General features: G+C 59.8%; 10 protein-coding genes. 8 read left to right on the forward strand and 2 right to left on the reverse strand.

The window, feature by feature from the left end:
• The first annotated feature begins 58 nt into the window (after positions 1 to 58).
• The 8 genes from SCM96_04765 (at position 59) to SCM96_04800 (ending at position 9,496) form a co-directional block, all read left to right on the forward strand.
• Positions 59 to 2,131 (forward strand): ribonucleoside triphosphate reductase, encoded by a 2,073-nt coding sequence (locus SCM96_04765; GenBank protein ID MDW7759934.1) that lies wholly within the window; start codon positions 59 to 61, stop codon positions 2,129 to 2,131.
• Positions 2,132 to 2,141: 10 nt separating this feature from the next.
• Positions 2,142 to 2,408, forward strand: coding sequence for a glutaredoxin domain-containing protein (locus SCM96_04770; GenBank protein MDW7759935.1), 267 nt, complete (start codon positions 2,142 to 2,144; stop codon positions 2,406 to 2,408).
• Positions 2,387 to 3,091 (forward strand): anaerobic ribonucleoside-triphosphate reductase activating protein, encoded by a 705-nt coding sequence (locus SCM96_04775; GenBank protein MDW7759936.1) that lies wholly within the window; start codon positions 2,387 to 2,389, stop codon positions 3,089 to 3,091. Before SCM96_04770 ends, SCM96_04775 begins: the two co-directional genes overlap by 22 nt.
• Complete coding sequence (dut, locus tag SCM96_04780) at positions 3,088 to 3,510, forward strand: dUTP diphosphatase (protein ID MDW7759937.1); 423 nt, start codon at positions 3,088 to 3,090, stop codon at positions 3,508 to 3,510. The genes SCM96_04775 and dut overlap by 4 nt, the downstream gene beginning before the upstream one ends.
• 64 nt (positions 3,511 to 3,574) lie before the next feature.
• On the forward strand, positions 3,575 to 5,065 hold the full coding sequence (locus tag SCM96_04785; GenBank protein ID MDW7759938.1) for an NAD(P)/FAD-dependent oxidoreductase: 1,491 nt from the start codon (positions 3,575 to 3,577) through the stop codon (positions 5,063 to 5,065).
• Positions 5,062 to 6,342, forward strand: coding sequence for an FAD-dependent oxidoreductase (locus SCM96_04790; protein MDW7759939.1), 1,281 nt, complete (start codon positions 5,062 to 5,064; stop codon positions 6,340 to 6,342). The genes SCM96_04785 and SCM96_04790 overlap by 4 nt, the downstream gene beginning before the upstream one ends.
• Entirely contained in the window at positions 6,332 to 6,691 is a 360-nt protein-coding gene (locus tag SCM96_04795) for a DUF1667 domain-containing protein (GenBank protein MDW7759940.1), read from the forward strand. Before SCM96_04790 ends, SCM96_04795 begins: the two co-directional genes overlap by 11 nt.
• Before the next feature lie 96 nt (positions 6,692 to 6,787).
• Positions 6,788 to 9,496, forward strand: a complete 2,709-nt coding sequence (locus SCM96_04800; GenBank protein MDW7759941.1) for a PAS domain S-box protein — start codon at positions 6,788 to 6,790, stop codon at positions 9,494 to 9,496.
• Positions 9,497 to 9,522: 26 nt separating this feature from the next.
• Here SCM96_04800 and SCM96_04805 read toward each other — a convergent pair whose 3' ends face one another.
• Together SCM96_04805 and SCM96_04810 are read right to left on the reverse strand one after the other, a co-directional pair.
• Positions 9,523 to 10,824 (reverse strand): hypothetical protein, encoded by a 1,302-nt coding sequence (locus SCM96_04805; GenBank protein ID MDW7759942.1) that lies wholly within the window; start codon positions 10,822 to 10,824, stop codon positions 9,523 to 9,525.
• On the reverse strand, positions 10,821 to 11,531 hold the full coding sequence (locus SCM96_04810) for a hypothetical protein (GenBank protein MDW7759943.1): 711 nt from the start codon (positions 11,529 to 11,531) through the stop codon (positions 10,821 to 10,823). Before SCM96_04810 ends, SCM96_04805 begins: the two co-directional genes overlap by 4 nt.
• Positions 11,532 to 11,583 lie beyond the last annotated feature (52 nt).

The raw sequence follows: 11,583 nt of genomic DNA on the forward strand, positions 1-11,583 counted from the left end.
TTTATGATACTTTAAGGCACAAGATGTGGGAAACCTGACGGAAGAAGGAGAAATCACCATGGTCTGTTCGATTGCACGCATTAAGAAAAGAGACGGGGCGATCGTCGATTTCGCTCAGGATAAGATCACCCACGCCATTCGGAAGGCCATGGAGTCCAACGGCATCACCGACCCCGCGGAGGCCCGGACGGTTTCCGATATCGTCGGTTTCGTCCTGGACGAAAAATTCGGCGGCTACACGGTGCCCTCCGTCGAGCAGATCCAGGACATCGTGGAAATGGTCCTGATGAAACAGGGCTATCTTGAGGTGGCCAAGTCCTATATCCTCTATCGGGAAAAGCACAAAGGGATTCGTGAAGCCCGCAAGACCGGAATCAACCTCGAGCGCCTGATCAAGGACTACATCAACGACGCCGACTGGAAAATCCGGGAAAACAGCAACGAAGGGACGATGAGCTTTTCAGGGCTCAACGCCCGTGTTTCCGGCGAGGTGCTTTCGAATTTCGCCCTCAATCACCTCTACACCGAGCAGGTCCGCAAAGCCCACACCGAAGGCGATTTCCATCTCCACGACCTCTCCTATCCGATCGTCGGCTACTGCGCCGGCTGGTCGCTGGAAACGCTGCTCAAGAAAGGTTTCGGTCACGTCCCCAACCAGGTCCATTCGTCTCCCGCCCGGCATCTCGAGACGGCGACCCTCCACATGGTCAATTTCATCGGCACCATGCAGGGGGAATTCGCCGGCGCCCAGGCCTTCTCGAGCGTCGACACTCTTCTTGCGCCTTTCGTCCGGAACGACGGCCTGACCTGCGAACAGGTCAAACAGGACATCCAGAAGCTTATCTTCGGTCTCAACGTGCCCTCGCGCTGGGGATGGCAGACGCCCTTCTCCAACCTGACCTTCGACTGGACGATTCCCGAGGACATGAAGAACAAAAAGGTTATCGTCGGCGGCCGGACGCTCGATTTCCTCTACGGCGATTGCCAGGAGGAGGCGGACTGGATCAACCGGGCCTTCCTGGAGCTCATGATCGAGGGCGACCAGAAAGGCCGCGTCTTCACCTTTCCGATCCCGACCTACAACCTGACCAAGGATTTCGATTGGGATTCTCCGAACGCCCGGCTTCTCTTCGAAGCCACGGCCAAGTACGGGATTCCCTATTTCCAGAATTACATCGGGACCGACATGAATCCCGGCGACATCCGGGCCATGTGCTGCCGCCTCAACCTCGATCAGAGAGAGCTCATGCGCCGTCCCGGCAGTATCTGGGGTCCCGGTGATTCCACGGGATCGATCGGCGTCGTCACCATCAATCTCAACCGGGCCGCCTACGAAGCCGACAGCCGCGAGACCTTCCAGGCCCGCATCCGGGAACTCATGCTCCTGGGCCGGGAAGCCCTGGAAACCAAGCGCGACATCGTGAACGGCATGCTGGCGCGCGGCATCATGCCCTACACGCGGGCTTATCTCGGGCACTTCGACAACCATTTTTCGACGATCGGCGTCTGCGGCATGCACGAGGCCTGTCTCAACCTCATCGGGCGGGGGATCTCAACGCCCGAGGGCAAGGAGCTGGCCGTCGACACCCTGAATTTCATGCGCGGCGTTCTCACCGAATTCCAGGAACACACCGGGCATCTCTACAATCTTGAAGCGACGCCGGCGGAATCGACCGCATACAGGCTGGCCCGGCTCGACCGGGAAAAATACCCGCGGATCATCACCTCGGGGACGGATAAATACCCGTATCTCACCAACTCGACCCAGCTCAACGTCGACGCCACCCGGGATGTCTTCGACGCCATCCGCCATCAGACCGACATCCAGCCTCTCTATACGGGCGGAACGATCTTCCACGCCTTTCTGCCGGAAGCCATCGATGCGGACACCTGCCGCAAGCTCGTCCGGAAGATCTCCGAAACCCGCCTGCCCTATTTTTCCATCACGCCGACCTTCAGCGTTTGCCTCGACCACGGTTATATCCGCGGCCGGCATGAGGCCTGTCCCGATTGCGGGGCCTCGACCGAAGTCTACTCCCGCATCGTCGGCTATATGAGGCCCGTCAAGACCTGGAACGACGGCAAACAGCAGGAGTTCAAGGACCGGACGCCGTTTGCGGAAATCGTTTGAGGAGGATGCCGTGGAACTTCTGATGTTTACCTATCCGAATTGCGAGAAATGCGAGGCGTTGAAGAGCCATCTCAAAGAGAACGGCGCATCCTACGCGGAGTACGACCTGACCCGCCCCGAGGGGAAAACCCGGATCCGCGAATTCATCCGCGAGATCCGGCGGGATGCGTCGGGCGCCGTGATCCTGCCCACGCTTGTCGCCTTGGAGGAGGGACGGCCGCCGGCCGTGGTCACCAATCCCGAGGAGTACGACGCGTGGCTGAAATCAAGGGCTTAGAAAAGTTTTCCTCCAAGGACTTTCCCGGCCATATCTCATCGACCGTTTTTGTCGGCGGCTGCAATTTCCGCTGCCCGTTCTGCCATAACGCCGATCTCGTGCTCAAACCCGAGACTCTCGAAACGATGCCCATGGATTTTTTCCTGTCCTATCTCGACGGGAGACGGGACTGGCTTGAGGGCATCTGTCTTTCGGGCGGAGAGCCCCTGCTTCATGAGGATATCGAAACCCTGATCCGGGTCATCAAGGACCGCAACCTTCTTGTCAAGATCGACACGAACGGCTCTTTTCCCGCCCGGCTGGAAAACATCGTCGAAGCCGGGCTTGTCGATCAGGCGGCGCTCGACGTCAAAGCTCCGCCGGAGAAATATGCCCGGACGGTGCGGGCGGCCGCCGATCCCGGCGACATGGCCCGCAGTGCCGCCGTCCTCCGGTCATCCGGTCTTCCGTTCGTTTTTCGGACGACCTATGTTCCGGGCCTGCTCGGACGCGAAGACATGCTTCGGATCGGAGAGTGGCTGGGCGGACCCGGGGTCTTTCAGCTCCAGGCCTTCGTTCCCCGCAACACCCTCGATCCCGCCTTTCTGGATGTCCGCCCGTTTCCGCGGGAAGAAATGCTTTTCGCCGCGGAGATGCTCCGCTCGTTTTTCCCGGAAGTTCGCATTGAAGGAGTGGAATCATGAAGCTGGCCGTGAAACGCATTCACCCCGACGCCAAATTGCCGGTTCGCGGACACCCCGGCGATGCCGGCCTGGACCTTTTCGCCGTCGAGGACGGACTGTTGGCGCCCGGCGAGATCCGGCCCATATCGACCGGAATCCAAGTCGCCGTTCCCGCCGGACATGTCGGACTGATCTGGGACAAAAGCGGGATATCCCTCCAGGGGGTTCACCGTCTGGCCGGAGTCGTCGACGCCGGATATCGCGGCGAGGTCCGTGTCGTTCTTGCCAACCTGGGCCGGGAGTCCTTCGAGATCCGAAAAGGCATGAAAATCGCCCAAATGCTCGTTCAGGCCGTGGCCGCCCCCGAGGTCGTTGAAATGGACGAACTCGATGTGACCTCACGCGGCGAAGACGGTTTCGGCAGCACCGGCCGGTATTGACTCTCCGCCTGGCATTCCGTCCGCCCCTCTGGTATGATGGCATCCTTGAATTTCGGATTCGACGATGCCATCGATTTCCCCTGACTTCTCCGCTCTTTCGGGCCGGACTTTCGATATCGCCGTGATCGGAGGCGGCGTCGTCGGCTGCGCCGTTCTCCGGGAGCTTTCCCGCTTCGAGCTCCGGGTTCTCCTTCTTGAAAAGGAGTCCGATCTGGCCGAAGGGATGAGCAAAGCCAACAGCGGCGTCATCCACGCCGGGTTCAACCTTCCCCCCGGGACGCTCAAGGCCGCGGCCAACGCCGCCGGGCTCGGACGGATCTACGAACTGGCCGCCGAACTCGGCGTGCCGCACCGGAAAACCGGAAAGCTGGTTGTGGCCTTCGACGACGCCGATCTTCTCCGCCTTGAAGAGCTTCTGGCTCAGGGCCGCGGGAACGGGACGCCCGGACTTGAAATCATCGGTGAACGCGACATCGGACGCATCGAACCCCATGTTCGGGGAAAATGGGCTCTTCTATCGCCCTGGACCGGGATCATTTCCCCTTATGCCTTCACGACGGCGCTGGCCGAATGCGCCTTGCGCAACGGAGCGGATGTTCTTCTTGAAACCGCCGTCACGGGCGTGGATGTCCTCGCGGAGGGCTTTGAGCTGACCACGCCCCGAGGCAAGATCCGGACACGCTGGGTCGTCAACAGTGCCGGCCTGTTTTCCGCCGAGGTCGCGGCTCTGGCCGGAATCACGGATTTCGTCCTGAAACCCTATCGCGGCGAGTACCTCGTATCCGACAAAGCCGCCGCCGCGGTTCTGTCCCGGCCCGTCTACCCGGTTCCGCCCCGGGACGATTCGTTTCTCGGCGTCCACATCACGCCGACTCTGGACGGCAACATCCTTCTCGGCCCGAGTTCCGAACCGGTCGAAGATTGCGGCGATACGGCCACCACGCGGGCCGTCATGGACCGGCTCAAGGCCGAAGCCTTCAAGCTTGTTCCGGCGCTCGCGGAGCATTCTTTCATCCGCAGTTATTCGGGGCTTCGGCCGCGGATCGCCACGCCCGACGGTCGGCCGAAATTCGCCGATTTCGTTTTTGAAGAAAGCGAGGTGCGGCCGGGCTGGATCAATCTCATCGGCATCGAATCCCCCGGTCTGACGGCGGCTCCGGCCATTGCGGCCTGGGTGGGCGAGATCATCAGCGGGCGTGAAGCGCGGCCCCGAAGGGAGGATTTCGACCCGGTCGTCCCCGCGCCGCTCCGGTTCGCCGAACGGGCCGACCCGGAGCGCCGGGATCTTGTCGCCGCCGACGGCGATTGGGGCGAGATGGTCTGCCGCTGCGAGCATGTCACCCGGGCCGAAGTCGAGGCCGCTCTCGACAATCCTTTCGGCGTTCGAACCCTGGACGGCATCAAGAGAAGGACCCGTTGCGGAATGGGACGCTGCCAGGGAGGGTTCTGCACGCCTCGCCTGGTGGAGATCCTTCAACGACGGAATGTTCCGCTGGAAATAATTTCCAAACGCGGTCCGGGTTCCGAACTTTTTCCGGGGAGGATCAAGCCATGACCGGAACGGACGGCCGGAGCGTTCCCGTCGAGGAGCGCGGCGTCGTCGTCATTGGAGCGGGCCCGGCCGGATTGGCGGCGGCCATCGGAGCCCGCCGGGCCGGTGCGGACGACGTCTGCGTCATCGAAAGGGACAGAAACCCGGGCGGAATCCTCAACCAGTGCATTCACGACGGCTTCGGCCTTTTTCTCTACGAGGAGACGATTTCGGGCCCCGAATATGCCGAACGCCTGGCCGAAGAGGCCGTCCAAGCCGGTGTCCGGTTTGAGACGGGGGCTATGGTTCTGGATCTTACGGGAGACCGGATCTTAAAGGTCAACGCCCGCTCCGGATACCGAATTCTCCGGGCCGGAGCGGTCGTCCTGGCCATGGGCTGCCGGGAACGAACGAGGGAGATGATCGAAATTCCGGGAATGCGTCCGGCCGGAATCTTCACCGCCGGATGCGCCCAGAACCTCGTCAATCTTCAAAACATCCGAATCGGACGGGAAGCCGTGATTCTCGGTTCGGGCGATATCGGGCTCATCATGGCCCGGCGTCTGACCTTCGAGGGTATGGCGGTCAAGGGCGTTTTCGAAATCCTGCCCTGGCCGAACGGCCTTGAACGAAATGTCCGCCAATGCCTCGGCGATTTCGGAATTCCGCTTGAGCTTTCGTCCACAATCGTTGAAATCCGGGGAAAAAACCGTCTGGAATCCGTCGTCGTCGCCCGTGTCGATCCCGATCTTCGCCCCATCGCCGGATCCGAGCGAACGGTCGCCTGCGACACGCTTCTTCTTTCCGTCGGGCTCATTCCGGAAAACGAACTGGCCAAACGGGCCGGCGTCGCCCTCTCTCCGTTGACCGGCGGCGCCGAAGTCGATGAACGGTTCATGACTTCGATTCCCGGCATTTTCTCCTGCGGGAACGTTCTTCATATTCATGATGTCGCCGACTGGGCCTCTTTCGAAGGCCTGAAGGCGGGCGCCGCGGCGGCCGGCTTCGCCGCGAACCGGCAAGCCGATTCCCGCTCGGCCGGCGACGGAGAGTTCCGGGTGCATCCGGGTCCCGGCATTCGGTATGTCGTTCCCCAGATCCTGAGATTCGGTGCCGCGGATGTTGAGTTGAATTTTCGGCCCGATCGGCCGCGGAGGAATGAGCGAGTCGGCCTTCGCGGCCGGACGACGGGACGGATCTACCGGCGGAAAACTTATCCGAGACTTCTCCCGTCGGAAATGGCCAAAATCGGCCTTCCCGGGTCCGTTGAAGAGGACGTAGAGGTTTGGTGTGGTGATTGACAGACTGACGTGTGTTCTCTGTCCGGTAGGCTGTGAACTTGAGGTGCGGAGAGACGGCCGGGATCTGGACATTCAGGGACACCAATGCGACAAGGGCATCGATTTCGCCCGGGAGGAAATTCTTCATCCGAAGCGCAACCTGGCGACATCGGTTCCCCTGGCGGGAACGGTCGATCGGATGGTTTCGGTGCGCCTGAGCGCTCCCGTGCCGAGAGCCATGATCCATCCCATCCTGGAGGAAATCGGCCGCCTCCGTCCCAGGCCGCCGGTCCGCCGCGGCGACATTCTTCTCCGGGATGTCTCGGGCACGGGTGCCGATGTCATCGCCACCCGCACGCTGTCCGATTGAATCCATCGGCGGATTGCGCTTATAATGACCTGAAGAGCTGACGGAGAAGGGATGTTTCGTTCGACCCGGCACTGCGGAAGATAGATGAGAGACGAAATGGAACAACCTGCGAATCTGCAGGCGAACCTGTTTTTCGACCGCCTTTTTGAAAACGCCATGGAAGCGATCCTGGTTGCGGACGCCTCCGGCCGCGTTCTCCGCGTCAACAGGGAATTTATCAATCTTTTCGGCTATAACGAGAAAGAAATCATCGGCCGGGAAGTCGACGAGTTGATCGTTCCTACGGGGTATGAGGAGGGTGCCCGGAACATCACCCGGGAAACGAGCGGGGGAAAGAAAGCGACCATCGAGACCGTCCGGCGAAGAAAAGACGGATCCCTTATCGAGGTCTCCCTTCTGGCCTCTCCGGTCATGATCGATTCGAAATACATCGCCTCTCTCTGCATCTACCACGACATCTCGCATCATAAGAAGATTGTCGCCGATTTGACGGCTTCCCGGGAGCGCTTCAGAGACATCGCCTTGAGTTCGGCCGATTGGATCTGGGAAATAGACGCCGATGCGGCCTACACCTTCTCCTCCGGCCGCGTTGAACAGATCCTGGGATTCAGCCCCGAGGAGGTCCTGGGAAAAACCCCCTTTGATCTGATGCACGGCGAAGACGCCGCCCGCATGCGGTCTGTTTTCAAAGAGTTGTTCGCTCTTCGGCAGCCTCTCCGGAATCTGGAAGGCTGGAAAATCGCGACGGACGGCAGCCTGGTGCTGATGCAAATGAACGGTGTTCCGGTCATGGATGCCCAGGGACGGCTTCTGGGTTACCGTGGCGTTGATCGGGATATCACATTGAACCGGGCCGCCCTTGAGGGTCTCAAGCGGGAAATGACCAAGTTTTCGACCATGATCTCCGGCATGCGCGAAGGGATCGCCTATGCCGGGGAGGACGACCGCATCCTCGAGGCCAACGCCTATCTGCTTGACTTATTCCGATTGGACAAGGACGCCGTTCTCGACTCGCCCGTCCGGAAATTTCTCGACTCCGTCGAAGCGCCCTCTCTCGATGCCCACTTGGCTCGATTCAAAGCCGAGCCCGGATCAGCGGCTGTCGAAATGCAGATCACCCTCCGGGGCGCCGTTTTGATTCTGAGGCTGCAGCCCATCTATTATCAGGACCGGTATGCCGGGATGATTCTGAACTTTATCGATGTGACGGAGCTTGTCGAGGCCAAAACAAAGGCCCAGGAAGCCGACAAGGTGAAAAGCGAATTTCTGGCCAATATCAGCCATGAAATCCGGACGCCCATGAACGGAATCCTGGGCATGACCGAACTCATCCTCGGGACGTCCTTGACGCCCGACCAGAAGGAATACCTCAAGGCCATCCGGAATTCCGCACAATCCCTGATGAGCCTCATCAACGACCTTCTCGACATTTCCAAAATCGAGGCCAACAAGCTGGAGATCGAGCGCATCCCCTTCTCTCTTTCGGACGTCGTGTTCGACGCCGCGGCCATCCTCGCCTCTCAGGCCCATCGCAAGAAAATCGAGCTCATTTGCGAGATCCCCCCTGAATCGGCTGTTGAGGTCATTGGGGATCCCGTCCGGCTGCGGCAGGTTCTCGTCAATCTGATCGGCAACGCCATCAAATTCACAAGCCGCGGTGAAATCGCCGTTTCCGTTCGAAACGTCGAAGAAACCGAATCCGAAACCCTTCTGGAGTTCGCCGTTCGGGATACGGGGATCGGGATTCCCAAGGACAAACTGGAAACGATTTTCGATGCCTTCATCCAGAGCGACGGCTCCATGACGCGGCTTTACGGGGGAACCGGTCTCGGCCTTTCGATTTCCTCGCGCCTCGTCCGGGCCATGGGCGGGGACATCCGCGCGGAAAGCGAGGAAGGCCGCGGCAGCACGTTCCGCTTCACGATCCGGGCGGGACGGTCCTCCGATCCGGCCGCCGTGGAAAAACCGGTGATTCCCTCACTGTCGGCGGCGCGGGTTCTCATCGTCGACGACAACGCAAAATCACGGGCCGTTTTGAGCAGCCTTGTCCGGACCTGGGGAGGGCTTCCCATCGAGGCATCCGGCGGGGATGCGGCCGTGTCCCTCTTGGACGAAGCCTCCCGGAGCGGGACGCCTCCCCATGTCGTCCTGATCGACGCCTATCTGCCCGATATGAGCGCGGTTTATCTCCAGAACTGGCTGAAGCAGAACCCGGACGCCGCCGCGAGGTCCATCATGATGCTCGGCTCCGAAGACAGCCTGGGGGATGCCGTGCCCTGGAAACGGCTTGGGGTTCCGTCCTTCGTCATCAAGCCCGTCCGTCCGGATCATCTCTTCCAATCGTTGAGAAAATTGCGCGATGAAGCCGCTCAGGCCGCCGCATCCCCCTTGGCGTCGGATCTCCGGGATTCCTACCGCGTCCTGATTGCTGAAGACAACCTCATCAATCGCAAAGTCGCTCGATATATCCTGGAACGGGAAGGGCACGAGATCCGCGAAGTCGAGAACGGCGAGCAGGTTTTAGACGCCCTGGAAAAAGGACTCTTTGACGTCGTCCTGATGGATATTCAGATGCCCCACATGGACGGGCTCACGGCCGCCGAAACCATCAGGCTCAAGGAACAGCAGACCGGGCGCCATATTCCCATCATCGCGCTCACCGCACATGCCATGAAAGGCGATAAGGAGCGTTTTCTCGGATCGGGCATGGACGCCTATGTGTCGAAACCGATCGAGCCCGAAGCCTTGATCGCCACCGTCAAAGAAACCGTGACCCGGGTTCGGGAGGAAAAGAACGGGCCGTGAGCCGGACGCCGGCCCCGGCCGGAATCCTACATGTTGCCGAAGCGGGGATTGACGACGTTGCTGAAGATGGACCCGAAACGGAAATTCAGCCCCATCCGCAACTGCAGCTGGTAGTTTGTCGCCAGACGCTTCAATTCCAGGAGAATATCTTCGCGCGAGGCTCCCGCTCTCGGCAGGGACAGCTGGTCGCGGACCCGCGAATACTCGGCATCGACCGAAAAGGAAAAGCCTTTGAAGACGCGGGCCGAAATCCCGGTTTCAATCTTAAGGTTGTTCTTACCGAAGTCGTGAAAGAAGTTCGAGCCCTCCAGCTGGAGGCCGATACCGCCCCACGGTTCCTTGAGCTCGAAGATCACGCTCAAGCTCTGGCTGAGAAGGGTTTCCTGCAACTTTTCGAAAACGGTTTCTTCGATGTACTTTCGATGGGCCAGACTGATCCGGTATTGAATGCGGAGTTCCCGCCGGGTGGATTGGTCGTAGGGAAAAACATTGAACTCGATCGCCGGGCCCAGGCTGCTGTAGAGATCGGCGTTGTCGAACGTCGATGAATAGAAATGAGAAGACAGGCCCGCCGACCAATGCGGCCCGAGGCTTTTGACATATCGTGAAAACAGGGTCTTGCGGGCGGTCCGGCTGATGATTTCTTCGTCGTCCTCCACGATGTAGCGGCGGTCGTTGAAGTTGCCGTTGGCCCACAGACTGAATTTGGAGGCTTCGGTCGTCCGGTTGGCCGAAAGTGAGATGTTGTAGGAGTATCGGCGATAGAGGTCCTCTTTATCGTAGTTGCCGCGCAACCCGGTGCTGAAGGTCCAGTAATTCCAGGGGTCGATGACCTGGTCGGTTTTTGCGGTTTCCGTCCGGGCATAGGACACGGAGATGAACTCCGAGAGCGGCGTGTCGTAGAGATAGGGGACCAGACCTTTTTTGAGGGTGTTGACGAGCCCTTTCCTCACTTGATCCGGAGAATCGTCCGGTCCGGAGAAGCTTTTCAGGGTGGCGTCCCGCCCCCTGTATTTTTTGAGACCGATGAAGGCCAGCGTGTACTCCGTGCCGCCGCTTCCCGTCTGTTGGGTCGTGATGAGAATATGGACGTCGGCGTTCTCGCGGTCCCGGACATAGTTGACGAACATGATTTCGGTCCGGATGTAATCGCGGTCACAGACGCGGGGAGGACAATCGAGATAGACATTGGGAGCGATGCTTCGCAGGGTGTCGGGGCCTTCGAGAGCCGTTTGAGCGGCGGCTGTGGGATGGGCCGAGGCGAGTGCGGAGAACACCGAGAGGACAACAATCGCCGCCGTTCGTGAGGAGACGCGTTTTATGGTCATTTTGTCCGGAAAAACACTTGAGACCAGGGGATGACGTTGATCTCGGAACCCCGGGCCGCGCCCGGATCGTCAACGAAACGCTTGGAGATCCATGATGTGATGACAAAGAGGCGGACGATTGTCGATGGCGGGATGGTGTCCACGGGAATGACCACGATTTCGGCCTCGACATCGTCGAGGTTGAACTGAAACCGATCGCTTTTGAAATCGTAGGCGCGGAGATTGACCGGTCCGCATGTCCCGGTCGACATCCAACGCACCTCGAGATCCCATCCGGATTCGATGATGTCCGGCCGCGGGGATTCGAGAATCAGCCAGCCGGGGAGGGGAAGTGTTTTTTCTATGATTCGGCGCTCGGGCGCTGCGATCCGGATGGAAAAGTTTTTCGGAAGCGCTTCCCGTTTCACGGGAATGCGGGCGAGATATTGGCCGTCCTTGAATTCCAGCTCCGTTCCGGAGAAGGTCACTTGGGCGTCGCTGATCACGATTCCGTTTGCGGATCCCGCCCGGACCTCGATGTAGGGACGGATTTCATAAAGATCGATGTCATTGTTGTAGTCATATCGGGAAAGGCTTGCGGTGGGATAGACCGTGACCCGGATGAAGACCGGGTCGGTTTCCACAGCCGAGTGGCTTTGACCCGACATGCCCACGGCGGACGGAAAAACAACGGCCAGGGCCAAAAGCGCATATCCGAAATATCTCATAATCTCCACCTCGTGAAACATTATACATCATCGGCCCAGACGGATCTATCTG

Source organism: Acidobacteriota bacterium, assembly GCA_033549365.1.
In the GTDB taxonomy this organism is placed as follows: domain Bacteria; phylum Acidobacteriota; class Aminicenantia; order Aminicenantales; family Saccharicenantaceae; genus JAWSUF01.